Source organism: Corynebacterium pilosum DSM 20521 = CIP 103422 (assembly GCF_000373805.1).
GTDB classification, from domain to species: Bacteria; Actinomycetota; Actinomycetes; order Mycobacteriales; family Mycobacteriaceae; genus Corynebacterium; species Corynebacterium pilosum.
Map to the genome: position 1 here is coordinate 138,509 of NZ_KB892468.1, position 26,715 is coordinate 165,223.

Below are 26,715 nucleotides of genomic sequence, written 5' to 3' on the forward strand. Positions count from 1 at the left end.
CAATGGCCGGATTGATCCGATTAATGCCTTACACCTTCCATTATGGACCAATTCTCATTCTCGGGCAGCGCGAAAGAATGTCTGTTCGGACACACTTGGACAAAACCGGACTTTTGATTGTGTGTTTATGCGCGAAGCGCTCCACAGAAAGTTCTGCCACAATGGCTACCATGAGCATGACCTCGCGGGTGGCAACACGCATCGCACTAGGCGCGGTGAAAGCCGCACAATTCGGCCTGGAAATCTATATCGATCTCACCCCGGGGTTCCGCATGCGAGGCACCCGCCGCCTCCCCGAGAACATGGGCTCCGGCCTGCTGGGAGCAGAGGCCGCCACATGGTGGGCCCTCTCCCCTTCCCTCTTACCGCGCAAGTGGTGGGTCACCGCCGCCAACGTGGCCATCAGCCAGGGCTTCGGCCATGCGGTGGCCACCGGGTTCCGCTTCCTCTCACGCCGCGTGCGCCGCCGCATCGGGCGTGGCCCCACGCTGAAATCCTTGAGAAATATCAACGCCGTCCTACACGTCGGCATGGGCGTGACCACGGCGATCGTCGCCCTGCGCGCCCCGCAACGCCACCGCACGCAAGTCCGCCTCGCCCGTTCGACCCAACCACTCACGGTACGCAGCTCCATCGCCGGGATCGTCGTCGGCACGATCGGCTACGGAGTACTCCTGCTCGTCGGCGAGACCATTCAAAATTCCATCGACCGCACCGACCACCAGCTCCGCCGTTTCCTGCCCCCGGTGGTCAGCTGGCCAATGGCGCTCATTGCTGTGACGCTCGCCAGCTACTACATGGTGGACAAACTGTTCCTGCGCCGCTGGCTCTCGCGAGCATATAAACGCGCCCAAGAACTCAATCTGCAGGTCATGCCCGGCTCTTCCCGCCCATCGGAGGGGGAACGCTCCGGTTCCCGCTCCTCTCTAGAACGCTGGTCCAACCTGGGCCGACAGGGCCGCGCTGCTGTCTCCGGGGGTCCACGCGCCCGCGATATCACCTTGGTCATGGGCGGCCAGGCCCAAGAACCAATCCGCATCTACATCGGGCTCGGCGACGGCCGCAGCCCCGAACAGCAAATCGAGCTTCTGCTCGCCGAAATGGACCGGACCGGCGCTTTCGAACGCTCCGCGATCGTGATGATGACCTCCGCCGGCACCGGCTGGCTCAACGACTTCGTCACCAGCCCTTTCGAATTTCTCCACCGTGGCGACTGCGCCGTCGTCTCCATGCAGTATTCCTTCATGCCATCGGCCGTCTCCTATATCGCGGATAGAACCACGCCGGTATCGTCGTCACGCGTGCTCATTTCGGCACTCAGGGAGCGCCTGTCGCTTATCGACGAGGCCCAGCGCCCAACCTTCTACGTCGCCGGTGAGTCCTTGGGAGCCTATGGCATCGCGGATTCCTTCGCCGACGACGTGGAGCTGCTCAGCGCTGTCGACGGTGCCATATTCACCGGCGCCCCCGGCTTTACCCAGATGCACGCGGAGCTGACGAGACGGCGCGACCCCGAGTCGATCGAGCGGCTTCCCGTCATCGATGGCGGAAAGCACATCCGTTTCACCGCCACCCCGAGCCACCTCGAGCACGACTTCGCTGGCCACGACTACGCGAATCAGTGGGAGTTCCCGCGCGTGGTGTTTGCCCAGCACGCCTCCGACCCAGTGGTGTGGTGGGACTGGGAACTGCTGTGGCGCCAGCCGGATTGGCTGCGTGAGCCCGGTTCGCGTGGTGTGCCCGCCCCGGATGCCCAGGAGCTCGACGTGTTCGAGGGGTTGCGCTGGGTGCCCTTCATCACCGGGTGGCAGGTGGGTCTTGACCAGGTGAATTCGCTGCATTTCCAGCCCGGGCACGGGCATGTGTATCGCGACGAGGTGATCGCGTACTGGTGCGCGGTCCTCGACGTGGAGATCAGCGCTACCCAGTTCCGCCGGATGGGGCGCTGGATCCGCCGCGACATGCACCGCGTGCGCAATGAGACAGTACCTATCCCAGAGATGCTCCGTCGTAAGAAAGCGTAGGCCCCTGGTGGACGGCGGCCCCTGACCTTTCCACATCCTCCACCCGCCACCACGTCATTTGGCAAGAGTGCTCGTCGATGCGCACCGACGCATAGCCATGCACATCCAAATTTACATGCTTGACGTGCGGATTATGCCCACACACAACGCGTTCGGCCGCGCGCGACACCGGCGATCCCTGCGGTAGCCCCAGAACGTCGTCTACGTTCGCAGCGCTTATCGACGAACACACCAGCTCTGCAGCCACGGTGCGGCCGGCGTGGTGAATTTCGTTAGCCCACTCCGAGTGGATATCGCCGGTGAGAAAAAGGGTGTGCCCTTCCAACGCGGACAGGAGTTTCAGGCGGTCCGCTTCGTAGCCATCCCACTGGTCAAGATTGACGGGGGTTCCGGCCGCATCCATCCCCACCATGTCAGCGACCACCCCGGCGATCCCGATGTCCAGCGGGTTGAGGTTGAGTGGGGCCATCATCACGCTGGTACCGATCACATCCCACCGTGCGGTCGAGGACTCCAGCCGCTGCCGCAGCCACTGAAACTGCTCAGCCCCCATGATGGTGCGTTCCGTGTCCCCGCGCTGGGCCGGGTGGAACACGCCCGGCGCGGAACGGTAGGAACGCAGGTCCAGCATGTGCAGATCAGCCAGCTGGCCAAAGGACAGCGTGCGGTAGATGAGGCCGCCTTCGCTTGGGGCTCCTCCTCGCACCGGCAGCCATTCCAGATAGGCCTGCATTGCGGCGGCGCGGCGGGCAGCCCAGTCGCCTTGGCCTTCACCGTGGTTGGAGGCGCCGCCTGACCAGGCGTTATCGGCGATCTCGTGGTCATCCCATGTCACCACCCACGGCAGTGCGGCGTGCGCTGCTTGGAGGGAGGGGTCTCGTCGATAAGCGCCGTAGCGCTGGCGGTAATCAGACAGGGTGACCAGTGCGTTGCGGGGCTCGTGCGGGCGGGTGATGCCATGCTTGCCGGTGTACTCGCCTGAGGCGAACTCGTAGAGGTAATCGCCCATGTGCACCACGGCGTCGAAGTGGGCGGCGTTGTCCGCGATGTCCTGGTAGGCCTGAAAATAGCCGGACTCCATATTCGCGCAGCTACACACGGCCAAGCTCAGTTGCTCAGGCGTTGCGTCCGCGGCGGGAGCGGTGCGCGTGGTGCCGACGGGAGAGGTCTCGCCCAGCGCGTGAAAACGATAAAAGTAGGTGGTCGCCGGCTCCAGGCCGAAGGGGTCCACGTGAACGGTGTGGTCCGCGGTCACGCTGGTCATCAGTGATCCCGCGCGGACGATCGTGTGAAAGTCTGGATCGGTGGCGACCTCCCACGCCACCTCCGTCGCAGGTCCAAGGTTCGAGCCTGGGTACGCGCCCGGCTCAGGCGTTACGCGCGTCCAGAGAATTACGCTGGTGGGCAGCGGGTCGCCCGAGGCCACCCCATGCATGAAGGTGTAGTGCGGGGCGGGAGGGCTTGCCGACGCCCGCCCGACTAGTTGGGACTTCCGCTCTGAAATGGGTAGCGCAACGGCCGCGCCCGCCACGACACTTGTGCCGGTGATGCCCCGCAGGAGGTGGCGACGCGAGATCTTCTTTCGCTGCAACCAACGCACAGCTGCATTGTGGCCCGCCGGGGCAGATTCCGCAGCGCTGGTTAGCCAAAGTTCATGCAGGTAAACGCGTGGTTACCAGCCGCTGGCCTAGATCGTGCAGGCAACACCGGTGGAGTGGTGCGGGCAGTAGCCATTGGGCACCTTGTGCAGGTACTGCTGGTGCTCATCTTCTGCCAAGTAATACGGCACGCGGGCCTCGACCTCAGTGGTGATGGCGCCGAAGCCTTCGTCGTTAAGCGCGCTCTGGTACTGGCTGATCCACTCGCGGATCTGCTCTGCTTCCTCTTCTGTATCCGTGTAGAAGGCGGAGCGGTACTGGGTGCCCACGTCATTGCCCTGACGGTAGCCCTGGGTGGGGTCGTGCGCCTCCATCGCCATGCGCACCAGCTCCTTGAGGCTCACGCGTTCGGGATCGTAGACGACTTCGACGACTTCAGTGTGGTTGGTCATGCCAGAACAGACTTCGCGGTACGTGGGGTTCGGGGTCTGGCCGCCGGCGTAGCCCGCCGACGTACCTTCCACGCCTTCTGTCTGCCAATACATTCTTTCCACGCCCCAGAAGCAGCCGATGCCAATGATCAGCCTCCTTTGGCCTTCGCGCCACGGGCCGGTGATGGGGGTTCCCAACACAGCGTGTGGCTTCGGCTGTGGCAGAACCGGCCGCTCACGGCCTGGGAGGGTGCGCTCGGGTGCGACGAGTTCGGGAGTAGGACGGAAGATATCGAACATACTGTATTCAACGCCTGTTAGTCGGCTTTTGTTCCAGCTCACAGCCCCGAATTTAGGTATTACCAAAAAATGGTGGCGAAATTTTCAAACTTGCCTATCATGGGTGTCACGACCTTATTTCTAGCCAAGTTCCTACTTGTGCTAACGAGGACGAACAATTCTACGAAAGGATTTTTAGAATGGCTGTTTACGAACTACCAGAGCTCGATTACGCATATGACGCACTTGAGCCACACATTTCCGCAGAGATCATGGAGCTGCACCACTCCAAGCACCACGCAACCTACGTTGCTGGCGCTAACGCTGCACTCGAGGCACTCGAGGAAGAGCGCAACGGTGAGGCAAACGCTGACAAGATCCGCGCACTGTCCAAGAACCTCGCGTTCAACCTGGGTGGCCACACCAACCACACCATTTTCTGGAAGAACCTCTCTCCAAACGGTGGCGGCGAGCCAACCGGTGAGCTTGCAGAGGCTATCAACAAGGACTTCAGCTCCTTCGAGAAGTTCAAGGCTCACTTCTCCGCAGCAGCTACTGGCCTGCAGGGCTCCGGCTGGGCTGTTCTGGGCTACGACCACATTGCTGGCCGCCTGATCATTGAGCAGCTGACCGACCAGCAGGGCAATATCTCTGTTAACTTCACCCCACTGCTGATGCTGGACATGTGGGAGCACGCGTTCTACCTGCAGTACAAGAACGTCAAGGCTGACTACGTAAAGGCTGTCTGGAACGTCTTCAACTGGGACGACGTTGCAGAGCGTTACGCAGAGGCAAAGAAGTAAACCTTCTCCCCTTTAGGATCAACCCCTGAACCCTTTCGGGTTTGGGGGTCTTCCCGTCCCCAGCCCTTTTTAAGTTTCAAGCTAAAGAAATCGCCGCCCGATGTACCCCGCTACCACGTCAAGGTGCATCAGACGGCGATTTCCCTACCAATAGCCCGGCCTCTGGAGGTGCCTGGGCCCTACCCATCTGGATCACGCGATTCGAAAATCAGCGCTGAAAACGAGTATACGAAGTTAGGTAACCCTAAGTCAAGGATTTTTGAAACATTTTTGTGCCTTAAATCGTGGATCACCCATCGTTGCAGCTCAGGACGAATTCTCGGAACTGATCCACCGGCGGCGCAGGCGAGGCACCTTCACGCCACACCACGCCCAGATCACGAAATGCAGGCGGGCTAATCTCACGCAACGTGACACCAGAGACCGCCAGGTATGGGTCATCCATCGGCAACAGCGCAACCCCCAGACCCGCAGAGACCAGCCCCGCAACGGTGGTTAGTTCCATGGACTCAAACACCAGGCGCGGAACGAATCCGGCCTCACCCGCCAAACCATCAAGCAGCGTGCGGGTGCCGTAGCCGGGCAGCATTCCCACCCACGGCATATCGGCGACCTCGCTTAGGTAGACCGGCCCCTCCTCAACCGTGCCGGCAGGAAAGGCCACCGCCAACCGCTGACGGGTGAGCTGCTGCCAGCACAGTCCGTCATCGATAGGCTGCGGGCCGACGAGAGCCACGTCGGTGTCGTCGTTAAGCACACGCGCGACCAACTCATTCGCGGGGCCCTGATGCAAGATGAACTCCACGTCCGGATGGTCGGCGCGATACTCGCGGAGGAGGTCCGGCACCATCCACGTGCCTAGGGAATGCATGAAGTCCAGCCGGACGGTGCCGCGCTCTGGGTCCATGAGGCGGGCGACCTGCATGCGGCCGCTGCGCAGCTGCCCTAGCGCCTGTTCCGCGTAGCCGAAGAAGGCCCGGCCGCGCCCGTTGAGGGCCATCCCGTGTGAACGATCAAAAAGAGCGGCGCCCGCAAAGTCCTCTACGCGGCGAACGCGGCGGGTCAGGGTGGGCTGCGGGATCCCCAGCGCGTCTGCCGCCGCGCTGAGGTGCCCGGTCCGCGCGACGGCAAGGAACCCCTCGATGTCTTCTGGCTTCATGCTAAAAGTGAATCACAAATGACCAAGATCGGCATTGTACGAATCGTTCCTGCCGGACCACAATAGTGCTCATGCGCAAAGGAACCACGGCCTACAGACGAGCAACACTGGCGATGCTCACCGTGGGCCTGGCCATCTTCAACACGCTCTACGCCACCCAGGCCCTGCTGCCCACGCTTGTCGACGACATGGGCATCACCCCCACCGAGGCCGCCTGGACCATCTCCGCCGCCACGGGAGCACTTGCCATCTGCGTGGTACCGGCCTCCATCCTCTCCGAAAGATTCGGCCGCGGGCGAGTCCTGATCATTTCCGCGCTCGCAGCCACCGCGCTTGGCCTCGTGCTGCCGCTTGCTCAGGACGCCAGCCAACTGATCGCGCTGCGCGCACTCCAAGGCGCCTTGGTGGCCGGCACCCCGGCAGTCGCCATGGCGTGGCTGAGCGAAGAGATCCACGCCGACGACCTGCCCGGCGCGATGGGCCTCTATATCGCCGGCAACACAGTTGGCGGGCTGACCGGCCGCCTGATCCCCGCCGGACTGCTCGAGTTCACCACCTGGCGCTGGGCGTTGATGGGCACCGGCATCGTCGCGCTGGTCTTCGCCATCATCATGGCGCTGCTTTTGCCCCGGCAGCGCAACTTCACCCCGAAAAGCATCAGCCTGTTGGGCGAGCTGCGCGCGATGGTCGGCCACCTACGCAACCCTCTCCTGGTCACCCTGTTCCTCACCGCGTTTTTGGGCATGGGTACCTTCGTGTCGCTATATAACTTCTTCGGCTTCCGCATGGTGGACCACTTCGGGCTGGCCCCTTCACTGGTAGGGCTGGTGTTCGTCATGTATTTGTCCGGCACGGTTTCCAGCGCGCAGGCCGGCAACCTGATCAACCGCTATGGGCGCTCGGCGGTGATCCTCGCCAGCGCCGCCTTGATGTTGTGCGGTGCGCTGGCGTGCATCTCGAACAGCTTGTGGGTGGCCATCGCCGGCCTCTTCGTGTTCACTGCCAGCTTCTTCGCGATGCACTCCACAGCATCGGGATGGGTGGGAGCCACAGCAACGACTAATCGTGCCGAGGCCTCCAGCATGTACACCTTCTCCTATTACGCGGGCTCATCGCTGGTGGGCGCAGCCACCGGCTGGGTGTTTGAACGCGCGAGCTGGCCAGAATTCGTGGGCACGCTCGCTGCGATCCTCGTCGTACTGCTCGCTGTCCTCGCGGTGACGGCGGCGCGGGCCAAGCGCTAAAACCAGCGCTAAGTTACACCCGCGGCACGCCCGGCGCGCCGGCGTCCAGAAATTCGCGGACGGCGCGGGTGGCGCGGCAATCGTCCTCGTTATAGCGCAGCAGCATCGCCTGTGCCTCAGCGTCGCCTTGGCGGGCCAATCGCCTCAAAGCTATCGACGCTTCACCGTCGACATCATCCTCCCAGTCATAACCGGCAAGGGGCGCAACCACCTTCAGTCCCAGCCCGTCCACACCGACGAGGTGACGGCGCACATGCGCGAACACGTCGACCCACTCCTCGGAAGCGATAAACGCGTTGACCTCGCCCACGTCCACCTCGGCGAAGCGGCGCGCAGACGCCCGCAGCCAATGATTTTCGCCGCCGGCCGCGTAGCAGTAGGCGCGGAACGTCTTGCCCTCCGCGTGTGCTTGACGACGAACACCCATCAGCCACTGCCAGAATTGAGTGAAATTGTGAGCTTCTGCCGAGCCGCCCACGTCCTCCCAGGTAACAAAACAGCGGTACGTGCTGCCGTCGAAAGCTCCCCACAGGTAGGCGCCTTGGTCAAGGTAAGCCTCCATATCAATGTCAATCTCCACGTCTGCGCGTGGCACCTCGGGCCGGTCATGGCGGGACAGTACCGGGATGCCGTCGCGCCATGCGCGGGCCACCGCAGAGGGCTCGCCCAGGTTTGCTTCGATGGCCCCTTCAATCGTGTGGATACCGCGATCGCGGAAGACTCGGGCGCGCTCGCCGGGGAAGACCAGGGAGATCTCATCGGCCGCCACCAACTCAGGCTCACACAACTCCCAGAACCGGCAGGAGGCGCATTGTTTCAGTCGCACGGGTTCCTGCGGCGTAGGTTGAGCAAGGGCTTCGCGCACGGCTTCTGCATAAGGAACGACTGGGGCAAAATATGCCAGGCTGCGGTCTTGGCCGATCACTCCGGCGAGGGGATCCGCAAGACCCAGCTGGTCGAGCAGCAGGGCGGCTAGGGCCACGCGGTACCCGTCCACGGTGTGGTGTCGCTGCTTAGCGTTCACCGTGATCAGCGACCCCAACCCCAGTCGCGCGGTGCTGACCGCCTGCATCGTGGCCTTCTCGGCGGGGCGCGCCACTCTATGGTTGGACACCATCACTGGCCGGTACGTATTGGCGGGCGTCCGCACCAGAACATCGATGTGGACGGTAACAGGGTGGTCGTCGATACGCCCAGACAGCCGCGCGTTAGTGATCAAGTGGGCGCGGGTGCGGAGAGCCTGGCGGGTCTGATCCTCGACGTCGGCGGGATCGGCGGGAAGATCCGCAGGGATGTCGACGCGCTGGAAGCGGCGCCGGCGGCCATCGCCCAATGCGGGCGCGGTCGGAAGGGCGGCATACACGACATCGCGGGCCGCCTGCAGGCGTTCGGCACGCGCGATACCCGAATCCGTGGGCCCAACTTCCGGATACTCTAGGCGCTGCCGCAGCCGGTACCGGCATCCGACGAGGTCAGAAGCGCGCACGGCCTGGGCCTCAGGGGCGCCGAGGGCGTGGTGCGGAGGTTCTTTCTTGTGTTGTGTCACGTCGGGCACTAAGCCTAATCGCAATTGGCAGGTAAGGTTGAAACAGAAAAACTTAGCGAAAGTTCTCAACCGTTTCAAGGAGCAACTATATGGGCCTGTTCGAGACCATCCGGAAATCCCGCGCCAAGACCAAGGCCGAGATCGCTGCCGCCAAGAAGCGCGCAAAGCAGGAGGCCAAGGAAGAGGCCAAGCTGCAGTACAAGCGCGACAAGCTGCTAGACAAGGCGGAAAAACGCCTGATGAAGGAGGAGAAGAAGGCGCTAAAGAATAAGCGCAAGCACGAGCAGAAGCGCGCGCAGCAGGAATTGGACAAGATCCGCGAGGGTAAGTTCAACCGCAAGACCGCCAACCGCTACGTGGGCGCACTGCGTGTGGCCATCCCGGTGGTGCTACCACTGATCTACCGTGGCATCACGGCGCTGCGCGAGCGCGACCTGGAGAAGAAGGCGAACCAAGTAGGCATCACCTCTGACCAGCTGGCGCAGTACGCCGGCCACGGCGCGGAGCTCAAGGCGCGCCTTGAGGGTGTGCGCAACACGGTGGACACCACCGCGTCGCTGGGCTCCGGCTTCAAGCAGGATGTCAACGACCGTCTCGACGACCTGGATAAGGCTCTAGAGAACGCCGAATACATGGTTCCGGAGCAGCGCCGCCGCTCCCATGTCGCCATTGCCAGCGATCTAGAGAGCGTGCAAGCGCAGATCCAGTCCAAGATCAGGAACTAAAGCGCCGCTGCCGCAGCGAGGGCAAGGCTATTTAGAGCACGCCCTGCTCGCGGGCAGACGCCACGGCGGAGGTCCGTGAGCGCACACCCAACTTGTCATAGATATGGACCAAGTGGGACTTCACGGTGGCCTCAGACAGCATGAGCTCCCGGCCGATCTCGCGGTTCGACGCGCCACCAGCCACCAGCTGCAATACCTCAAGCTCACGCGGGGTCAACGAGGAGCGCGGTGCCTTGTCGCGCATCTCTAGGCGCTCCTGCACAATCGGGCTCATCGCCTGATCGCCGCGCGCCGCAGAGCGCACCGCGGCCTGCAGCTGCTCTGGCGGAGCGTCCTTGAGCAAGTAGCCGACAGCGCCCGCCTCGATGGCGCCCAAAATATCGGCATCGGTGTCATAGTTTGTCACCACCAACACCTTTGGCGGGTTATCCATGGTGGCACGAATTTCGGCAGTTGCCTCAGCGCCAGTGGTAACACGGGTACCTTCCACGCCAGCGCCGAAACGCAGGTCCATCAGGATCACATCAATGCCACCGGCCTGGGCGGTAGCGATAGCCCCTTCAGCGGTAGCAACTTCGCCGACAACCATGATGTCATCAGCTTCTTCGAGCACTGCGCGAAGACCGAGCCGAACGATTTCGTGGTCGTCGGCAAGCAAAACACGGATCATAAATCTTCCTCCATCTTTCGGTTGATCCTACCTGGTTCGACCTCAATAGTTGATATCGGCAGGGCTACAGACAGCGCAGTGGGCCCACCCGGGGTAGACTCCACCACCAACTCACCACCCAATTCCTCTGCTCGGCGGCGCATCGCTGCCAGGCCCACGTGCCCCAGCCCCGCTGGCTGGCCCTGCACCTCATCCGGGTCAAAGCCCTTGCCATTATCCACCACGTCGAGGCGCACCTCCTGCTGCCCAAACGTAAGCGTGATGCGTGCTTTGCTCGCCTCGGCGTGCTTGACCACGTTGCCCGTCGCCCCCTGCGCGATACGCAGCAGCCCCGCCTCCACGCGCATGGGCAACATCTTGTCCTCCCCGTCAGTCTCCACCGAGATGTCAATATTGCCGGTGGTGCTGAAGCTGTCGGCCACGCGCTGCAGCGCCTGGATCAGTGAGTGTGAATCCAGACTAGCGGGCGTAAGCGCCGCGATCATGGCCCGAGTCTCAGCCAAATTATCCGCCGCCGATTTGCGCGCCGTTTCCATCTTCAGCAGCGGCGGCTCCAGCTCCTCCTCCGTCAGGCGGCTCGTTTTCAGGTCGCGCTCAGCGGCGTGCAGCAACATCTGAATACTCGACAGCCCCTGGGCCACCGTGTCATGGATCTCGTGCGCCAGCCGCTGCCTCTCCTGCGCAACGCCCGCAGCACGCTCGGTATCTGCCAGCTGTTCACGCGTGGCCACCAGCTCGTCGATAAGCGCCTCACGCTCCGCGCTGATCCGGGTGATGGTGCGGAAAGAATAGTGGATCGCAAGCACCACGCCCGCGGAAACCGCCGGGCCCATCACCCCTCCCAGAGTGAGCCCGTGGGGGATCTGGACCACGATCGACACCGCCAGCGAGAACACCACCGCCGCGATGCCACGCCAGTCATCCATCACCTGCAGATACAGGAAAAACAGGATAAACACCCAGTACATGGCCACCGGGGAGACAAAGAGTTCAATAATCCACACCCCCGTCATCCCGAACAGCCACAAAATCTGCGCCCACTCCGGCCAACTCTGGCGATAGTACGAGCCATAGAAGTAGAGGAAACCGAACACGAACGTCATCACAAGGTGAATCGCCGCCCGATCCAGCGGATAACTCACCGCCGCCAGCACCGCCACCAGCAGCAACGAGACCGTGAGTGCATGAATCCCCGTATCCAGCGCCTTCCGGTTCGACATGGTCACCGCCGAGCGTTCCAGGGTAACTAGAGTAGTGCTCATGACTGTGAGCCTACCCAGCCTGACCCGCAAGCTCCTCATCGCGGGCATGAGTTTTGCCACGTTGACCGCCTGTTCCTCGCTTAACGACGAGGCTCCTGCCGCGCCGGAATCGTCGACAAGCGAAGAGGCGGCCCCGGCCCCGAGCGCACCCCAGGAGGACGTTCTGCCGCCGGACACAACTGTGCAGCCGGCCGGGGACCGCACCAGCTGGGACAGCTGCCCTTATCTTGACGACGAATGGGTCGCCCAGACCAACGGGCAGAAGATCACGGGCGTGGCGCTGGACCCGCGTTTCGATCCCCCGGCGTGCGTGTACTGGTCCTACCCCGAGCAGCCGCAGCTGACGGTGCTGGTGCGCCACATGCCCAGCCCGGAGCAGGCCACCGCCGTGGTGGATCACTTCGCGCCGGTGGACATCACAAACCCGGCGGAGCTGCCGGGAGACTGGATGGGTGGGCGCGCAGGTCAGGGCGTGGTGCCTGGCCTTGAGGGCGCGCTGTTTGCGGTGTCCAAGGATTCCACCGCCGTCGTGGTGACAACCAACCAAGAACAGTCCGTCAAGGCGGAAACTGTCGCCCAAGAGGTCATCAACAACCTGGGGCTCTAGGGCGTTAGACCGCTACATCGGTGTAGGGCATCTGGGCCGATACCCAGGGGAACACGATATCCATGAGCAGCCAGAACACCGCCGCCAGGATAATCAGGGTGATGATCAGCTTCACCGGCCACGGGCCGGGAAGGGCGCGCCAGAAGGCCTGGTACATCTAGGCCACCTCCTCGAATGCCGAAGGAGTGCCCGCAGACTTATCCTGCACCTCAGTCTGCATCGCGTGCACAATCATGCGCTCCGCGTTAGAGAACTGGGGATGGCAGGTGGTCAACGTAATGACGGGTTCCGGGTTTTCAGCGTTGCTTGCCCCCGGCAGTGGCTCCAGCACCGAGACATCGCCGGGCAACGTGATGTGGCGTCCCATGACATGGGAATAGTCGCCGCCGGCCACCCGCTGGACCTGGTCAGGCGAGAGGCAGTCGGACGCCTCCCCTTCGCGCGCGGCGGGGTCTGTGCCCATGGGCAACACCCTGTAGGTGACCCACTGCGTGGCCGTCTCCACCACGATGGCATCGCAGGATTCCAGCTGGCCAAGATCATTAAACGGGGCCCCCTTGCCCACGCGGTGCCCCGCCACCGCGAAGTTGCCGGGCTCTGCGGGCATCTGTGTCTCCTCATAGTGGCCTGGCCCGGCCAACAGTGAGTCTTCATTCGTCCCCTCGATGATGGCAAAGGCATAGTCAGAGCCGAAAGTCGGAATATACATCTGCGCAAACGCCTCGCCCAGCTCCGGCCTGTGGTGTTGGCGCGGGTTTGTACGGTCCCATTTGTCGTTCAAGTCGCTGGCCGCCTCGTCCTGCAGTTTCCCTGCTTCCACGTTTGTCCAAAAGGCTTCATAGAAGGCAAAGAGGAGCAGAACTACGCCAAAAGTCACCAGCAGTTCCCCGGTGACCTGGCTGATCGTCGGACGCTGGGGGCGTGCGTCGTTGCGGGTGGAGCTCATGGCTTAACATTAACCCACGTGCCCGACACCGCGCGGGCCCACTACCCTAGCTGCCCCCAAGGAGGAGCTCACACCCCATGCTTGAGGTATTCGTCTTCCCCATCTCCGCCGTGATGAAGTTCTGGCATTGGATCATGGCTGATGTCTTTTCCTTGGACAATTCCACGGCATGGGTGGTCTCCATCATCCTCCTGGTCATCACCATCCGCAGCCTGATCGCACCGTTTACGTGGACGCTGTACAAATCCGGCCGCATGGGCCAACTAATGCGCCCCGCCAAAGCGAAGATTGCGCGCAAATACGCAGAAGCAACGACGGCGGAAGAACTTCAAGCGCAACAGGACGAAACCAAGGAGCTGCACAAGCGGTACGACTACCATCCCGCCGCGGGCTGTGTCCCACCCCTGATCCAGATCCCGGCGATCCTGGGCCTATATCGACTGCTGCTCTGGCTCTCCCGTCCACAGCTGGAACATTCCGACAATATCGGGCTGCTCAACGCCGAAGACATTGCCTCTTTCCGCGCCGCCGATTTCTTCGGCGCCCCGCTGCCCGCCTACTTCACCATGGCAGAAGCGGATCTTGCCGCCCTAGGCACCACTACTGAGCAGGTGCGCGGAGTGATCATCCCGCTAGTCATCCTTGCCGCCATCTTCACCACTTCCAACATGGCAATTAGTGTGGCCCGCGGTTACTCCACCCTTGAATGGGACTCGAAGGCATCGCGCGGTCTGATGAAGTTCATGGTGTGGACCGCGTTTATCATGCCATTTTTCATTATTCTGCTCGGCTTCAGCGGTGCGCTGCCGGTTGCCCTGTTGATGTACTGGGTGGGCAATAACCTGTGGACCACCGCCCAAACCGTCATTTTCTGGATCGCGCTGGTCCGCCGCTACCCACTCGATGACACCCACCGCGAATTCAACGCCGCCGTCCGCGATGACACCAAGGCCGAACTGGCCGAGAAGAAGCAGAAGAAGCGCGACCGCCGCTCCCGGAAAGTCCGCGCGCTTGCTCGCCCCAGCACGATCGGGCAGGTAAGGCGTGAGCTTGCCGACGAAAAACAGGCTGAGCGCCAAGCTAAGAAGGATGAGAAGGATCGTCGTAAAGCGTTAGAAAAACAGCGCTCCCGGGCCCGCCTCGAAGCGCGCAGGAAAGCCCAGGCCGAAAAGAAAGCAGCCAGTGAGGCCGATCAGATCGAGTAATCAGCAGGCGGGGCGCTGAGCATCTGCTTGGCCAGGTCGCGGCCGGTTTCGATGGGCGTGGTGGAACGCACGAAACGCGCTCCGGACAGGCCACCGTCGAGGAAGATGAGCAGCTGGTCTGCCTGGGTGCCTGACGGGTATCCATTCTTCTTAGTCAGTAGATCTGTCATGGTCTGGCGCATCCAGCGACGGTGCTCCAGACAGGCCTGCACGATCCCCTCCTCTGACTCCGTCTCTGGCCGGGGGTACTCGGTAGCCGCGTTCAGGAAGTGCGAGCCACGAAAATCCCGATCCGGCGCCTCCTCGATAGCGATATCGAAAAAGGAGAGGATCTTCTCATCAGTGTCTTTCATGTCCGCGGTGCGCTCACTCCACTTCTCGCGCGCTTCACGATCCAAGTTCTGGATATACGCAATGACCAGGTTGTCCTTGGAGCCGAACAGGGAGTAAAGCGATGCCTTGGCCACGTCTGCCTCGCGCAGGATGCGGTCGATGCCGATGACGCGGATCCCCTCCGTGGAGAAAAGACGCGTGGCAGATTCGAGGAGGCGCTGCCGCGGGCTCGGGCGGTTGCGGCGCTTCGATGCAGGCTTGCTCATGAGGGGTGTCCTTTCTCCAACTAGACCTCACCCAACAATATAGACAAACCGGTACGTTCATTCCAATGGGGGCAATCAATTTCTGCAAACACTCGCGAATAGTGACAAACAATGGTTAAATGAAGCGGAAACTCAGAAGGAGAGCAATGACTACGCCTCAAGGCCCAAACAACGACTACAACTACAACCCGTTCAGCAACCCGAACCCGCAGCAGAATTCTTCCAACCAATGGCAGGCTAACCAGCCGCAGTACCAGAACTTCGCTGCCCCGCAACAGTACAGCAACATGCCTGCCCCGCAGCACCAGGGCCAGGCCTACGGTGCTTATGACCACAACGGCATGCCTGCTGCCCCAAAGTCCAAGGTCGTAGCTGCTTTGCTGGCCTTTTTCTTCGGCACGCTCGGTATCCACAACTTTTACTTGGGCTACACCAACCGCGGCATCGCGCAGCTGGTTCTGAATTTGGTCTCTTTCGTCACCCTGTTGCTTCTGGTTGGTGCTTTCCTCTACATCATCCTGGGTATCTGGGTGATTGTAGATTTCATTTCAATCCTGGTGGCCTCAGGCCAGTTCCGCACTGACGCCCGTGGCGTCCCACTCGATTAATTGCCGACACGGTGCCGAGTAGCGACTTAGTGGTAGCCCTCCAACCGGGCCGCCTCGTCTGGTGCGCCGATTGAACGATACAGCCCTGCAGCATCATTTCGTGCCGCAAGGGCTGCTTCTTCATTTCCGGTGCTCATGTAGCGTCGCATTAATACTTCGGTTAATTGAGCGCGAGCCTGCAACACATCGCGTGGCGCCAATGGTGACCGTGAGGAGTCTAGAAAATTCGCGATCACGCCGACGGAAGCCTGCAGGTCACCCCCGATCAAAAACAGCTCTGAGAGTTGGCGGACCGCCCATGTTTCCGCTACCAGGCTATCTGCGGTAAGTGCCACGTCGCGGGCTGCCAACGCTACATCATGCGCTTGACTGAAGTTTCGCCCCTGGGCCAGAGCTTGCGATTGTCCGATCAATGCAGAGGCGGCCTGAGTAATCTCTCCGATCTGGAGATAATCGTCGGCAGCCATTGCAAAAAATTGGCTCCGCAGCGTGTGGTCCGGCAAGGACTGAGCGGCCACGGAAAACATGTCCGCCCGCGCACGCGGGGTTACAGCGGAAATACGCGAGCCCTGCCCCCCGAAGAATTCGACTGCCCGAAAAGCGACAGTGGTAGCCGCACGGTAGTCGTTTTTCTCTCGCAGTAGCACCATCAGGTCCCGCAAAGCCCGCGCAACATCGGTGTACACATCCTCTTGCTCCGCTAGGTAAAAAGAATCCGCCACCGGTATGGTGCCGTCAAGAAATGCGAGGAGCGCTTGTTCACAGCCCGTAATATCTCCTGAGCTGCGACATACTTCGGCAATTCTGAGCTGGTGACGATACGATGCTGCATTCATGGTGTCTCAGTCTACCTAGGTTATAGGACTAGAAACTTAAGTTCAGAGGGTCGTTGCAACACTTTCCCCTTTAAGGAGGGTGTGGCAATGGCTGAACATTGTAGCCCATTCCATTCGTTATCTGTATCTGATCGCGCCAGGTTGACCGTGTTGGTAGGTGATGGTCGTAGTGTGCGATCAGCTGCCCGCACGGTGGGGTGTCATTACCGTCATGCACTGAACTTGGGGGCCGACCCCAGGAATTCGCCGCCTCCGCCCAGCAGTCACTCGACTTCGCCAAGCAGCAGCAGGCAAGAGCACATCAAGCCGACGCCTCCGCGGAAGCCGACGCCTCCGAAGCAACCGCGAACGCCGACCAGGCCACCAGCTACGCGATCGACGCCCGCGCCTCAGCCAACGCGGCAACCAACTCCGCCATATCCGCCCGCGCCTCAGCCGCAGCCGCAGGACAAGACGCGGCACTTGCCGCCCAAGCAGCAGACGACGCATTCCGCATCGCGGTGGAAAAAGAACTCGCCGAGCAAGCCGAGCTTCAAGCCGGTCTGGATGCGCAGGCAGTAGACGGGGCCGACCTGGAAAAACCAGCCCCGCTTCTCGACATCCTCAAAGAACGCATCGGGCCGGCAGCCCTCAGCCTTCTCCTCGACCTTGTCGGAATCACCGACCTGGTCAACTGCTTCAAGGGACAAATCTCCGGGTGCCTATGGACATTGGTCGGAGTGATTCCAGCAGGAAAAATCGCCAAATCAGCCCCCATCGTGCGCCGGCTCATCTCCAAATCAGACGAAAACGTCGACGCGCTGCACTCCCGAAAAGCCCTCAAAGGCCGCCAACTCGACGAAATCCGCAACCTACCGGCGTGCCCAGCATTCAGACCTGCTTCATACTAACCTGCGGCTACCTTCCGCCCTGCTTTGCAAATACGAGGGGCAGCGGATCTTTCCCTCCAAACGGCCGCCCGTGGCACGACCTGCAGAATTCCCTCTATACCGGAAAAACCCTTCCGCGGTGGCCATTATGGGAATCTTGGCACCCATAGTCACGACAATCGTTTCGATTATGAAAGGCATCATCTCCTTGCCGCATCGGAAATTCGAAAAAATAGAGACGCCGCAGACAAGATTGGATTAAATCCAGACAACGCACCTTCAATTCAAATGTTGCCGCAAGACCACGCTAAAACTTGGAGCTTTCGTAACCTTAAAGGGGCCGACGAGTACCGCGCGATGCAAGGTCAGCTTCTCCGGGAGGGGAAGATCGATGAAGTATTTCAGATTGAATATGACTTTTTGACTGGCTCTGAATCCGGGGGGCGGTACAATCAGGCTCTAGAGGAAACTATTGATTATGCTCTCGAAAAGGGCTTCATCACTAAGAGACCTACTGGCAGATTAGCAGCACAGGCAACTAACACGTAGGGCAGCTTCATGAAATTTGAGATCACCCCGCCCGAGCCTTTCAAAGGGGTCGCCCGCTGGCCCACACTGCCCGACTGCCTTTAAGGAGAAAACCTATGACTGTTTACCTCGACATGTTCACTAAAACCGGAGATCCCGCCGACGAGGCCCGACTTACCGAAATCGAGCATGCCCTCGGCAGGCGATTGCCCGCCGACCACCGGGCACTCATCCGGGAAACCGGTGGCGGTACCCTCAAACTGGACAACTGCGTAATACCCGGTCTCCCTGGTGAGGCGGAAGGCCTAGCCGCCGAGGACATCTTCGGCAACGGCACCACTGAAGATACCCGCACTTTCGACCTGGCCACCTACGCCACCTTCCTCATGGAGGAATGGGAGATCCCCGACGAAGTCCTCCTGTTCGCCACCACCGAAGACGGCATGCACAACTGCTTCGTCATCAACTACGACCTCCCCGACCACCCCGCAGGAGCCGTACTCCACCTCGACACCGACCCCGGTGGAGCCATGACCCGCGTCGCTGACTCCGTCACCGACTTCCTCAGCAAACTCGAACCTTATAGCGGAGAAGATACCGAGGAATATCATCCCAGCGCAGGGCAGGAGGGAATGGGCATCAAAGGAGTATGGCACGGGGGTCTCTCCGACGATCTCACCCGCGCGATCGCCGCGACCCCCACCCCCGATCTTGAATACCTGCTACGCAAAGCTGCGGTTCCATTAACCCGCTCATTTAGCCCCGGCATGACGTACAACAGTCCTGAGGGGCGGCGTTTCCAGGATCTCCTGTACTGGGCGACCCAACATATCCAACCCCACCCAGACACCTGGTCCTACCTCGCCGAAAGTGAGCAACTCTTGGAGCCGAATCTACCCACCCTCCTGGGTGCGCCCACCTTCATGGTGGTAGGACAGCGCTACAGCTTCGTTTGGAACCGCGCCGCAATCGAGCTCTGGTGGGAGAGGCGGGTGAACGAAGGCGTGTTAAAGGAAACCGCCGGCGGTTATGTCCTCGATGAGGACTTCATCACCGGTGTCCTTGAAGAAATGCGGGAAGAAGAAAAATAACGGGCAGGCGGGGCACATCACCCAGTGCCTCCCGCGAGATATTTGTAGAGCGTTGTGCGCCCTATGCCGAGCCGGCGGGCCACCTCAGCCTTGGACACGCCGTCAGCCACCCACCCCCGGGCCTGGCCCACCTGGGCATCGGTGAGCACCTTCGCCCGGCCCTGTAGACCCCTAGCGCCTTGGCACGGGCGATCCCCTCGGCCTGGCGCTCCTTGATGATGGAGCGCTCAAACTCGGCGACACTACCCATAAGCCCCAGCATGAGTTTGGCGATCGGGTCCGCCTTCGCGGAATAGGACTGCCCCTCGCGCAGAAACCTCACCGAGACCCCGCGGCCTACAAGGTCCTCGACGATCGTGTGCAGGTCTACCAGTGAGCGGGCGAGGCGATCCATGCTCGTGACAATGAGCTGATCCCCTTTCCGCAGATACCGCAGCACTTCCTCCAGCTGGGGACGATGCCGGGTCGAGCCGCTGATCTTCTCCTTATATATCTGCGACGCCCCCGCCGCGCGGAGTTGATCGAGTTGGCGGTCCAGGTTCTGCTCCAAAGAGCTCACCCGGGCGTAACCGACTTTCTGCCCCAGAACAACGTCCTGGTGTTCGTCAAGTTCTAGAGGTAGTGACGGTTCTGTTCCATTAGGCATGATCTAACCCTACCGAACAGGGAGAAGTTGTAATTCAAAATCGTTCACTTAGGGTGTACTCAAAAGGGCAGTGTGTGCCCCGTCGTCTAGCTGAAGCCGCACTCCTCATCTGGCAACCTGGAAACAAGTCAGGTCGATAGGCCGCACCCCGACCAACAAATGCCAAAAGAGCAAGGACCCTTGAGAAACACAATGCCCACCACCTCCGTTATCGGAATTGTCGTCGCTTTAATCTCAATCAATATCCTCAGAGCGCACACTGAATTGTCGACCCCGTTGACGTGGCTGATAGCAATCGGCGCGGCGGTTTTAGCGGCGGTAGTTTTTGTTTTCATCATGGGTGCGCTAGGCAAATATTCGCCCACTTCCAATAAGGGCGAGGACGAGCACATACCCGGTAACTCAAAAGTCGGTGAGCCCCGGAGTTAACCCGCACTCCAGCCCCCGCCTGGCACCAGCCTCCGAGGTAGGCGAAATACATCTGGGGCTGCCGGTACCCCTTGCCGGACCCGTGCACGGTGCAGACGGCGTTACTCCTCCGCTACTGCCCCTGCAGGCTGAGACACCGGTATGTAGGAAACGGCACTGGTTGCCAAAAACACGACCCGGAACAGGATCCACAACCCCAGCGGCATGAACGGTGTCCACGCTCCAACTCTGCCCGTGGTGACAATGTGGGCAACGGTGGTCAGCCACAAGCCTGACCACCACAGCCGCGAGAGTGGCCGTCAGGTAAGGAAACAGTACCGCCCAAAAAGCGGTGGCCTGGATACCCGATCGCGTCTTGCCCAGCAGGCGCAGCGGGGAGAAGAAGCGCTGCAGGCTCGAGTGTTTGCCGATCGTGGCGACGATGAGGATGACGCAGATTGCCAGCAGCGTGTAGGCGGCCAGGGATGAAACCGGCGGTGCCGTCGCCACTGGGACCGTGGAATAGCTGCGTGTCCTTCCCGGATCCTTCCGCCCACTTTTTCGCCGGCATAACCAAGTAGTCCTCCGGGGCCTGTGCGGAGGAGTCGGTGACAACGAGAGCCCAGTCAGGATCAACCGGGGGGTTCTCCGACACCGCGGCAGAAAGTTGCATGTAGTCGAGGTGGAAGAGGTCTTCCTTGGCCGGGGCCTCGGCCCCGGAGAGGAACTCGTCAATGGTTTGAGGACTTGACCCGGCGATCGTGTAATCGTTGGCGACCTCGCGCGAGGCGGACTCGGAACCCGAATAAGTGATATCCGAGGGCTTCCAGTAGACAACCCCGTGGCAGGAGTCTCCGATCTGGGCGCACACCTTCTCCGCGTCCCCCAGAACCAAGAGGCGGGCATCGTCGGTGACAATGACGGGAGCTTCGCTGACGTTTTGGGGCGTGTAATAGGCTCCGGCATCCAGCGGGGAAATGGACCTGCCCCCCGTTTAACAACTATTTTCTCCTTCCGGACCCGTTCGGGGAGGTCAGCGTACTTCTCGGCGAGAAAATAATAGTTGCGAGTTTCTTCCAACCCGCTTTGATTTACCGTCGGATCCCCATGTCCGATTGCGATATGATTCCACGGTAATGTCGCTGCAGCCGCCAAGTACTTCTCTTTTGAGAATCTAGGCGAGAGTGCTACCCGGCACTAACGCTGATCTTGGAGGTCGGCATTCCGCCGGGGCTGGACGGTCTCCTTGAGGAACTCCTCCGGCGTCCAGTAGGTTCTATCCCAGTAGCAGATGCTACTGCGCGGCTCGATGGTGATGAAGTGCTCGGGCAGGACTAAGTCATATGTCTGAGCGATAACCCGTTGACCCCTGGATTGCAGGGCTACGGCCGTCTCCGCGACGTCTAGGCTGTTGTCGGGTTTGATGGGCACGTCGAGGAAAGTGACGTTATCATTGTCGAAGTCCACGCGCGCGGTCACGCACTTACCGTCCTCGACGGTAGACACGATTTTCCACGTATCTTCTTCTCCGTCGGTGCCTGTGAGGGTGAGGAATCCCTCTAAGTCGGTACCGGAATTTTTTTCGTTAAAGAAGAAGTCGTCAAGTAGGGCAGAGTTTTCCTCGATGGTCTTTCCCAAGTGAAAAGGTAAGCCGAGCGTGGTAGTGAAATTCACTGGTTTCGCCTTTCCTTTTTGGTTAGGCCCGGACTGGGGATTGGGGCAGCGTCCAACAGATTGATGCCAGCTCGTTTTCGAAAATATAGAAACTCATGTTGTGTTCAGGCAGCGTGAGAGAAGAACCGTCGTTGAGGGACTCAATGCCCATGTCGTGCAACTGGTTTTGAAATCGGATGGGGCATAGTGCCATAGAGACGCCCAGGAACGTGTCACTGGGGAAGAGCGTCGAAATCTCGAGACTAGTAAAAACCTCTTCTTCGAGAGACCCCCTCAGCGACCGTCGGCTACCACCGATCTCGAGTTCGCCTTGAGCGGTCCAGTAAGTGATATCGCCAATACTAAAGGGAACGACCTCAAGGGAAGGATACTGTTTTGTCGCAGCATCCCAAGATAAAGGGGCTGGCAAGCTATACGCAAAATCCATTTTGAGTATCCTTCACATTAGCTTCAAGTCCAGCCGCGCGCGGGATGGGCTTCTTAGTGATCATTCCTTGGTCAAAAGCGTAGTCTATGGCCTCTTGGATGGCCTGATCATATCTGCCTTCGAATTGAGGTGAAGTAAGAAAATCGTACTCAATTTGGAAAATTTCGTTGATGTTCCCTGCCCTTAGAAGACGCTCCTGCTCCTTTCGGTAGGGATTGAAATAGGAGAAGCTTCCCCAACTTTTGGTCTTGATATGGTCCGCTGGAATTAATGTGAGAGCCGGTGGGTTCCACTGGTCTATCCCAAACTTCGCCGCCACGTCAGGATTATCAAGGATAACTTTCTTGGCCAGTATGTGATGGCGCTGTACCCCTATGTTATTCGCGGTTTGGGTTCCGAGATCCCTGTAGGGGCCACCGCGAAATACTTTCTCAGGAGTAGAGGGGATTTTACAAGCTTTGTTGCTGGCGGCCGTTTGGAGGGAAAGATCTGCTGCCCCTCGTATTTGCAAAGCAGGTCGGAAGGTAGCCGCAGATGAGTATGAAGCAGGTCGGAATGCTGTGCACGCCGGCAGGTTGCGGATTTCGTCGAGTTGGCGGCCTTGAGGGCTTTTCGGGAGTGCAGCGCGTCGACGATTTCGTCTGATTTGGAGATGAGTCGGCGCACGATGGGGCTGCTTTGGCGATTTTTCCTGCTGGAATCACTCCGACCAATGTCCAGAGGCACCCGGAGATTTGTCCCTTGAAGCAGTTGACCAGGTCGGTGATTCCGACAAGGTCGAGGAGAAGACTGAGGGCTGCCGGCCCGAAGCGTTCTTTGATGATGTCGAGAAGCAAGGCTGGTTTTCCGGGTCGGCCCCGTCTACTGCTTGCGCATCCAGACCGGCTTGAAGCTCGGCTTGCTCGGCGAGTTCTTTTTCCACCGCGATGCGGAATGCGTCGTCTGCTGCTTGGGCGGTAAGTGCCGCGTCTTGTCCTGCGGCTGCGGCGGAGGCGCGGGCGGATATGGCGGAGTCGGCTGCCGCGTTGGCTGAGGCGTGGGCGTCGATCGCGTAGCTGGTGGCCTGGTCGGCGTTCGCGGTTGCTTTGGCGGCGGGTTAGAAATGAAAATCGCCCCGAAGAACCTCAGTTCCTCGGGGCGATCCTCTTGAGTGATAGTTTTACTTCTTCGCGCTGTTCTTAGTGAACAGGTTAATGATCCACAGGAGGATCACCGCGCCGAGCAGCGCGACCAGGAAGGACCAGATCCAACCGCCCTCCGCGTTGAAGCCAAAGAGCTGCACGATAAAGCCACCGATAAGCGCGCCGACAATACCGACGACGATATTAGCTACCATGCCCATCTGAGCGTTGCGGCCCATAATCATGGAAGCGACCCAGCCTGCAAGTCCACCAATAATCAGCCAAACAATGAAAGCCCACATAGTTAATATCCTTTTCGTTATAGTCCCGCGCGGCGCGGCCGGTGAAAGCCAAAACCTCGCGGATTTTCCTTACATATTCCATTGTGCTTATGTATTCGGGAAATTTCGATAACAAAATTGCAACGTTCAATAACGATTGGCTTATGCGCTGGTGGCGCAGGAGTTTTCAAACGAAAAAGCCGCCCTAGCAGCTTGCTAGGGCGGAAAGTGGCGTGCAACGCAGCCATTATCTACTCGACTGGACGAACAACCATCATCGGGCAGGGTGCGGACTGCAACAGCGCACGCGAGGTGGAGCCAAGCAGCATCCCCTTGAAGCCACCGCGTCCGTGAGAACCAGTGACCAGAAGCTGGGCGCCCTCAGACTGCTCAACCAAGGTACGTACCGGACGGTCGCGTGAGATGATCTTCTTCACCTGCACGTTGGGGTACTTTTCGACGAGCGGAGCAAGGCGCTCAGTAAGCATCTCTGTCTGCTCGCGCTCCACCATCTCCCACTGCTCCTGGGCGGCAGCCAGGCCAGCCATGGAGGCCTGCACCTGCATATCCATCCAGGTGTGGACAGCCAGCAGCTCAGCACCACGAGCATCCGCTTCCGCGAAAGCCACCTCGGTAGCGCGCTGGGAGACCTCGGAACCATCAACACCAACGACGATAGGACCATACTTGGTGGTCTCGTTCACTTGGTTATCCTCGCGGACCACCACGACTGGGCACTCAGCGTGAGAAACTACTGCCGCAGAGACGGACCCCAGCACCATGCCGGACAGGCCGCCGAGGCCACGGGAGCCCATCACGATCATGGTGACGTCCTTAGACATCTCCAGCAGCATATCGATGGGAGAGCCCTCGGCGATCGTGTGACCGATCTTGATATCTGGCGCGACCTCATGCGCTACCGCGCGAGCCGCCTCAATCTTGTCGAGGGTCTCGCGCTGCAGGTCATCGAAAAGCTCCTGCGGCGGAACCATGCCCTCTGCGTACAGGAACTGGGGCATGGTGTAGCTAGAGGCCAGACGAAGCGGGATTCCACGCTTCATCGCGGTGTTGGCCGCCCAGCGTACGGCGTTGTTGGAGGCGTCGGAGCCATCAACGGCTACAACGACAATATCTTCCTGGGTCATCACGATCGCCCTTTCATGTGGCTCGTTTCTTGTTCACTTTCCAGTGTACAACGTCATGACCCCTCAGTCAGCTGGTTAGTACCAGTTATGCAGGAATTTCTACCGGCCGAGCAGCCTCCGCATTGGATGGGTAGAGGAAGTCGTAGATCATGGTGAAGAAGTCCAGCAGCAACTTGCCGATACCGTTGGAGGAGAAGGCAACTGCGGAGTCAATGATTGCGTCAAAGTTCATGACGAATAAGTTAGTACACACCATGAGTAGGAAAAAGTCTGGGAAGAGCATTCCCTTACCCCCACGGGACGGCCTTGGTGCCTCCCGGGTTCGCGTTCCGACGAACACTTCTGTAACCGCTGTGGCGCTTGTGACTGAAGTGATAAATTCGCAGCGATATCGCCACCCAGACGACGACGAAAACGCCATTCTTGAGCGTTTCGAACGCGGCAAAGTGGTGCTTCGAGACGGCACTCCTCTTACCCCCGAAAGTGTACTTTCTGAGAACACAGACGTGTTCTTTTACCGGCACCCAGCGCCCGAAAGACCAGTCCCCTACGAGATCAAAACGGCCTACGAAGACGAGTACATCCTTGTCGTCGACAAGCCACCATTTCTTGCGACGATGCCCCGTGCCGCCCACATCACCGAAACCGCGACGGTGCGGCTGCGCCGAGCCACCGGCAACGAAGAGCTGACGCCTGCACACCGTCTGGACCGTATGACCAGTGGTCTGCTGTTGTTTACCAAACGCCGTGAGATCCGCGGGGCCTACCAAGAACTGTTCGCCCGTCGGGAGGTACACAAACTCTATGAAGCAGTAGCGGAGTATCGCCCGATCTCTGTCCCAACCAGCTGGGAGCATCACATTTACAAGGAGCATGGGATCGACGAGGCACAGCTTCTCGACGAGCCGCCGAACTCGTTCACAAACCTTCTTGACGTCGAGCCGATCGATCCCGCCCCCTTCGCGGTGCATGGAGTTACCGCGCCGCTGGCTCGTTACGTTCTAGAGCCGATCACTGGGCGAACACACCAGCTGCGGGTCCAGATGAAGGCAGCGGGCGTGCCGATTCTGGGCGACCCGATTTATCACACTCGGGTCCCCTTTGGACAGGATGACTTTGAGGTGCCGATGCGGCTCAAGTCTGTGGAGTTGTCGTTTAGAGACCCTCTCTCAGGCCAACCTCGGACATTCACGACAGATGGCTACAAGTCCCAGTAGATCTCCTCACCGGGGAGAAACCGCCGCGTAGGAGTGCGTCCGTCCCTACACGGTTTGGGCGCGCAAACTGCCCACCCGTCGCACACTGTTGGTTCTCGACTGTTGGATCAGGCACCTACTCCGGCCCGCACACGCCAAAAGCTTCCTGTTCCAATAGTTCAGGTTCAACACTTCTCGCCCAGTCACGATAGCAACGGGGCCCGTCCTCGTCCCAGTACTCCAGTGCTACTGCACCACACCACCACAAGACTGGCTTCCAGCGCCCACCCAGGCGCCCCTCCCTCGATGGCGTGCCTCGCCACCCCCTAAGCACCACAGCGATCAAGATCGCTCCCCCGGCACACTGTTGGATCTCAACTATGGGAACAGGCACGTATCACCGCTCAAACAGGCAAAAGGCCCCTGTTCCAATAGTTCAACTCCAACAGTCTGCGCCACAGACGACAAACACGCCCCGGGCCCCACACCGGCGCAGCCACCTGACACCCCACGCAACACCGACGCAACGACAAGTCAGGAAATAGGAAAGTGCCCGCCACCACACCTGGTGACGGGCACTCCCACTTATTTACTTATCTATCTACTTTTTAGGTCGGCGGTAACCTACTCTCCCACATCCTCCCGGATGCAGTACCATCAGCGCGGGCGGGCTTAGCTACCGGGTTCGGAATGGGACCGGGCGTTTCCCCGCCGCCATCAACCACCGACACACCCACAGGGGCAACGTGTCGACAACCAAACAGACGAACGGTCATCTACTCATGTC

28 protein-coding genes, 1 rRNA gene and 1 pseudogene are annotated in these 26,715 nt (G+C 60.2%); 10 read left to right on the forward strand and 20 right to left on the reverse strand.

Annotated features, from left to right (window positions below; genetic code table 11):
* Positions 1-170 precede the first annotated feature (170 nt).
* Positions 171-2,024, forward strand: a complete 1,854-nt coding sequence (locus B097_RS0109880; RefSeq protein ID WP_115324677.1) for an alpha/beta-hydrolase family protein — start codon at positions 171-173, stop codon at positions 2,022-2,024.
* On the opposite strand, the gene B097_RS0109885 is transcribed toward B097_RS0109880, so the two are convergent.
* A complete protein-coding gene (locus B097_RS0109885; RefSeq protein ID WP_040429566.1) occupies positions 1,990-3,624 on the reverse strand; it encodes an alkaline phosphatase D family protein in 1,635 nt (544 codons plus the stop codon). The two genes, B097_RS0109880 and B097_RS0109885, sit on opposite strands and share 35 nt — an antisense overlap.
* 87 nt (positions 3,625-3,711) lie before the next feature.
* Complete coding sequence (msrA, locus tag B097_RS0109890; RefSeq protein ID WP_018582368.1) at positions 3,712-4,353, reverse strand: peptide-methionine (S)-S-oxide reductase MsrA; 642 nt, start codon at positions 4,351-4,353, stop codon at positions 3,712-3,714.
* A 179-nt stretch (positions 4,354-4,532) separates the two neighbouring features.
* Here msrA and B097_RS0109895 point away from each other — a divergent pair, with 179 nt between their 5' ends.
* Entirely contained in the window at positions 4,533-5,135 is a 603-nt protein-coding gene (locus tag B097_RS0109895) for a superoxide dismutase (protein WP_018582369.1), read from the forward strand.
* A 289-nt stretch (positions 5,136-5,424) separates the two neighbouring features.
* Here the strand turns inward: B097_RS0109895 and B097_RS0109900 are convergent, their stop codons facing one another.
* Positions 5,425-6,294, reverse strand: coding sequence for a LysR family transcriptional regulator (locus B097_RS0109900; protein ID WP_018582370.1), 870 nt, complete (start codon positions 6,292-6,294; stop codon positions 5,425-5,427).
* Positions 6,295-6,365: 71 nt separating this feature from the next.
* Between B097_RS0109900 and B097_RS0109905 the strand changes: the two genes are divergently transcribed.
* Positions 6,366-7,538, forward strand: a complete 1,173-nt coding sequence (locus tag B097_RS0109905) for an MFS transporter (RefSeq protein WP_040429567.1) — start codon at positions 6,366-6,368, stop codon at positions 7,536-7,538.
* Positions 7,539-7,551: 13 nt separating this feature from the next.
* Here the strand turns inward: B097_RS0109905 and B097_RS0109910 are convergent, their stop codons facing one another.
* Positions 7,552-9,084 carry a TM0106 family RecB-like putative nuclease gene (locus B097_RS0109910; RefSeq protein ID WP_237559263.1) on the reverse strand — a complete coding sequence of 511 codons (1,533 nt, stop codon included), beginning with the start codon at positions 9,082-9,084 and terminating at the stop codon, positions 7,552-7,554.
* An 89-nt stretch (positions 9,085-9,173) separates the two neighbouring features.
* Between B097_RS0109910 and B097_RS0109915 the strand changes: the two genes are divergently transcribed.
* A complete protein-coding gene (locus tag B097_RS0109915; RefSeq protein ID WP_018582373.1) occupies positions 9,174-9,809 on the forward strand; it encodes a DUF6474 family protein in 636 nt (211 codons plus the stop codon).
* Between the two features lie 31 nt (positions 9,810-9,840).
* Here B097_RS0109915 and B097_RS0109920 read toward each other — a convergent pair whose 3' ends face one another.
* Both B097_RS0109920 and B097_RS0109925 read right to left on the reverse strand, forming a co-directional pair.
* On the reverse strand, positions 9,841-10,479 hold the full coding sequence (locus B097_RS0109920; RefSeq protein WP_018582374.1) for a LuxR C-terminal-related transcriptional regulator: 639 nt from the start codon (positions 10,477-10,479) through the stop codon (positions 9,841-9,843).
* Positions 10,476-11,741, reverse strand: a complete 1,266-nt coding sequence (locus tag B097_RS0109925) for a sensor histidine kinase (RefSeq protein ID WP_018582375.1) — start codon at positions 11,739-11,741, stop codon at positions 10,476-10,478. The genes B097_RS0109920 and B097_RS0109925 overlap by 4 nt, the downstream gene beginning before the upstream one ends.
* Before the next feature lie 46 nt (positions 11,742-11,787).
* Between B097_RS0109925 and B097_RS0109930 the strand changes: the two genes are divergently transcribed.
* Positions 11,788-12,348 carry a DUF2020 domain-containing protein gene (locus B097_RS0109930; RefSeq protein WP_115324678.1) on the forward strand — a complete coding sequence of 187 codons (561 nt, stop codon included), beginning with the start codon at positions 11,788-11,790 and terminating at the stop codon, positions 12,346-12,348.
* A gap of 4 nt (positions 12,349-12,352) precedes the next feature.
* Here B097_RS0109930 and B097_RS13590 read toward each other — a convergent pair whose 3' ends face one another.
* Together B097_RS13590 and B097_RS0109940 are read right to left on the reverse strand one after the other, a co-directional pair.
* A complete protein-coding gene (locus tag B097_RS13590; RefSeq protein ID WP_018582377.1) occupies positions 12,353-12,505 on the reverse strand; it encodes a hypothetical protein in 153 nt (50 codons plus the stop codon).
* Positions 12,506-13,294, reverse strand: a complete 789-nt coding sequence (locus tag B097_RS0109940; RefSeq protein WP_018582378.1) for a class E sortase — start codon at positions 13,292-13,294, stop codon at positions 12,506-12,508. It abuts the gene before it with no gap.
* A gap of 77 nt (positions 13,295-13,371) precedes the next feature.
* Here B097_RS0109940 and yidC point away from each other — a divergent pair, with 77 nt between their 5' ends.
* The gene (yidC, locus tag B097_RS12845) at positions 13,372-14,499 is read left to right on the forward strand and encodes a membrane protein insertase YidC (protein WP_018582379.1); all 1,128 of its coding nucleotides are present in this window, start codon (positions 13,372-13,374) and stop codon (positions 14,497-14,499) included.
* Here yidC and B097_RS0109950 read toward each other — a convergent pair.
* Positions 14,487-15,098: a TetR/AcrR family transcriptional regulator gene (locus B097_RS0109950; RefSeq protein ID WP_018582380.1), complete on the reverse strand. Its 612-nt coding sequence runs from the start codon at positions 15,096-15,098 to the stop codon at positions 14,487-14,489. The two genes, yidC and B097_RS0109950, sit on opposite strands and share 13 nt — an antisense overlap.
* 146 nt (positions 15,099-15,244) lie before the next feature.
* On the opposite strand from B097_RS0109950, the gene B097_RS12850 reads away from it, so the two are divergent.
* Entirely contained in the window at positions 15,245-15,706 is a 462-nt protein-coding gene (locus tag B097_RS12850) for a TM2 domain-containing protein (RefSeq protein ID WP_018582381.1), read from the forward strand.
* A gap of 26 nt (positions 15,707-15,732) precedes the next feature.
* On the opposite strand, the gene B097_RS0109960 is transcribed toward B097_RS12850, so the two are convergent.
* Entirely contained in the window at positions 15,733-16,542 is an 810-nt protein-coding gene (locus B097_RS0109960; RefSeq protein ID WP_018582382.1) for a hypothetical protein, read from the reverse strand.
* A 197-nt stretch (positions 16,543-16,739) separates the two neighbouring features.
* On the opposite strand from B097_RS0109960, the gene B097_RS13160 reads away from it, so the two are divergent.
* On the forward strand, positions 16,740-17,432 hold the full coding sequence (locus B097_RS13160) for a hypothetical protein (RefSeq protein ID WP_018582383.1): 693 nt from the start codon (positions 16,740-16,742) through the stop codon (positions 17,430-17,432).
* A 623-nt stretch (positions 17,433-18,055) separates the two neighbouring features.
* On the forward strand, positions 18,056-19,030 hold the full coding sequence (locus B097_RS12865; RefSeq protein WP_018582386.1) for an SMI1/KNR4 family protein: 975 nt from the start codon (positions 18,056-18,058) through the stop codon (positions 19,028-19,030).
* Positions 19,031-19,047: 17 nt separating this feature from the next.
* Here B097_RS12865 and B097_RS13855 read toward each other — a convergent pair whose 3' ends face one another.
* The 9 genes and pseudogenes from B097_RS13855 to B097_RS13595 form a co-directional block, all read right to left on the reverse strand.
* The gene (locus tag B097_RS13855; protein WP_342352743.1) at positions 19,048-19,179 is read right to left on the reverse strand and encodes a helix-turn-helix domain-containing protein; all 132 of its coding nucleotides are present in this window, start codon (positions 19,177-19,179) and stop codon (positions 19,048-19,050) included.
* 77 nt (positions 19,180-19,256) lie between these two features.
* A pseudogene (locus tag B097_RS13655) lies at positions 19,257-19,676 on the reverse strand (recombinase family protein); the annotation flags it as partial.
* A gap of 688 nt (positions 19,677-20,364) precedes the next feature.
* Entirely contained in the window at positions 20,365-20,979 is a 615-nt protein-coding gene (locus B097_RS0109990; RefSeq protein WP_018582388.1) for a hypothetical protein, read from the reverse strand.
* A 302-nt stretch (positions 20,980-21,281) separates the two neighbouring features.
* Positions 21,282-21,758, reverse strand: coding sequence for a hypothetical protein (locus tag B097_RS0109995; RefSeq protein WP_018582389.1), 477 nt, complete (start codon positions 21,756-21,758; stop codon positions 21,282-21,284).
* A gap of 22 nt (positions 21,759-21,780) precedes the next feature.
* Positions 21,781-22,185, reverse strand: a complete 405-nt coding sequence (locus tag B097_RS0110000) for a hypothetical protein (RefSeq protein WP_018582390.1) — start codon at positions 22,183-22,185, stop codon at positions 21,781-21,783.
* Positions 22,169-22,504 (reverse strand): hypothetical protein, encoded by a 336-nt coding sequence (locus B097_RS0110005; RefSeq protein ID WP_018582391.1) that lies wholly within the window; start codon positions 22,502-22,504, stop codon positions 22,169-22,171. Before B097_RS0110005 ends, B097_RS0110000 begins: the two co-directional genes overlap by 17 nt.
* 840 nt (positions 22,505-23,344) lie before the next feature.
* A complete protein-coding gene (locus tag B097_RS0110010; RefSeq protein ID WP_018582392.1) occupies positions 23,345-23,608 on the reverse strand; it encodes a GlsB/YeaQ/YmgE family stress response membrane protein in 264 nt (87 codons plus the stop codon).
* A gap of 230 nt (positions 23,609-23,838) precedes the next feature.
* Positions 23,839-24,732, reverse strand: a complete 894-nt coding sequence (locus B097_RS0110015) for a universal stress protein (RefSeq protein WP_018582393.1) — start codon at positions 24,730-24,732, stop codon at positions 23,839-23,841.
* A gap of 85 nt (positions 24,733-24,817) precedes the next feature.
* Positions 24,818-24,964, reverse strand: coding sequence for a hypothetical protein (locus B097_RS13595; RefSeq protein WP_018582394.1), 147 nt, complete (start codon positions 24,962-24,964; stop codon positions 24,818-24,820).
* Here B097_RS13595 and B097_RS0110025 point away from each other — a divergent pair.
* The gene (locus tag B097_RS0110025; protein ID WP_018582395.1) at positions 24,963-25,949 is read left to right on the forward strand and encodes a pseudouridine synthase; all 987 of its coding nucleotides are present in this window, start codon (positions 24,963-24,965) and stop codon (positions 25,947-25,949) included. The two genes, B097_RS13595 and B097_RS0110025, sit on opposite strands and share 2 nt — an antisense overlap.
* A gap of 590 nt (positions 25,950-26,539) precedes the next feature.
* Here the strand turns inward: B097_RS0110025 and rrf are convergent.
* Positions 26,540-26,657: ribosomal RNA gene (gene rrf, locus B097_RS0110030) — 5S ribosomal RNA — on the reverse strand.
* Between the last annotated feature and the right edge of the window lie 58 nt (positions 26,658-26,715).

Excerpts from the sequence above, each read along its gene's own strand:
- B097_RS0110010 (WP_018582392.1), bottom strand. The coding sequence starts at position 23,608 with ATGTGGGCTTTCATTGTTTGGCTGATTATTGGTGGACTTGCAGGCTGG.
- B097_RS0109915 (WP_018582373.1), top strand. The coding sequence starts at position 9,174 with ATGGGCCTGTTCGAGACCATCCGGAAATCCCGCGCCAAGACCAAGGCC.
- B097_RS0109905 (WP_040429567.1), top strand. The coding sequence starts at position 6,366 with ATGCGCAAAGGAACCACGGCCTACAGACGAGCAACACTGGCGATGCTC.
- B097_RS0110025 (WP_018582395.1), top strand. The coding sequence starts at position 24,963 with ATGACGAATAAGTTAGTACACACCATGAGTAGGAAAAAGTCTGGGAAG.
- B097_RS0110015 (WP_018582393.1), bottom strand. The coding sequence starts at position 24,732 with ATGACCCAGGAAGATATTGTCGTTGTAGCCGTTGATGGCTCCGACGCC.
- B097_RS13595 (WP_018582394.1), bottom strand. The coding sequence starts at position 24,964 with ATGAACTTTGACGCAATCATTGACTCCGCAGTTGCCTTCTCCTCCAAC.
- B097_RS0109930 (WP_115324678.1), top strand. The coding sequence starts at position 11,788 with ATGAGTTTTGCCACGTTGACCGCCTGTTCCTCGCTTAACGACGAGGCT.
- B097_RS13590 (WP_018582377.1), bottom strand. The coding sequence starts at position 12,505 with ATGTACCAGGCCTTCTGGCGCGCCCTTCCCGGCCCGTGGCCGGTGAAG.
- B097_RS12865 (WP_018582386.1), top strand. The coding sequence starts at position 18,056 with ATGACTGTTTACCTCGACATGTTCACTAAAACCGGAGATCCCGCCGAC.
- B097_RS0109960 (WP_018582382.1), bottom strand. The coding sequence starts at position 16,542 with ATGAATGCAGCATCGTATCGTCACCAGCTCAGAATTGCCGAAGTATGT.
- B097_RS12850 (WP_018582381.1), top strand. The coding sequence starts at position 15,245 with ATGACTACGCCTCAAGGCCCAAACAACGACTACAACTACAACCCGTTC.
- B097_RS0109880 (WP_115324677.1), top strand. The coding sequence starts at position 171 with ATGAGCATGACCTCGCGGGTGGCAACACGCATCGCACTAGGCGCGGTG.
- B097_RS0109900 (WP_018582370.1), bottom strand. The coding sequence starts at position 6,294 with ATGAAGCCAGAAGACATCGAGGGGTTCCTTGCCGTCGCGCGGACCGGG.
- B097_RS0109950 (WP_018582380.1), bottom strand. The coding sequence starts at position 15,098 with ATGAGCAAGCCTGCATCGAAGCGCCGCAACCGCCCGAGCCCGCGGCAG.
- B097_RS0109895 (WP_018582369.1), top strand. The coding sequence starts at position 4,533 with ATGGCTGTTTACGAACTACCAGAGCTCGATTACGCATATGACGCACTT.
- yidC (WP_018582379.1), top strand. The coding sequence starts at position 13,372 with ATGCTTGAGGTATTCGTCTTCCCCATCTCCGCCGTGATGAAGTTCTGG.
- msrA (WP_018582368.1), bottom strand. The coding sequence starts at position 4,353 with ATGTTCGATATCTTCCGTCCTACTCCCGAACTCGTCGCACCCGAGCGC.
- B097_RS0110000 (WP_018582390.1), bottom strand. The coding sequence starts at position 22,185 with ATGGATTTTGCGTATAGCTTGCCAGCCCCTTTATCTTGGGATGCTGCG.
- B097_RS0109940 (WP_018582378.1), bottom strand. The coding sequence starts at position 13,294 with ATGAGCTCCACCCGCAACGACGCACGCCCCCAGCGTCCGACGATCAGC.
- B097_RS0109920 (WP_018582374.1), bottom strand. The coding sequence starts at position 10,479 with ATGATCCGTGTTTTGCTTGCCGACGACCACGAAATCGTTCGGCTCGGT.
- B097_RS0109925 (WP_018582375.1), bottom strand. The coding sequence starts at position 11,741 with ATGAGCACTACTCTAGTTACCCTGGAACGCTCGGCGGTGACCATGTCG.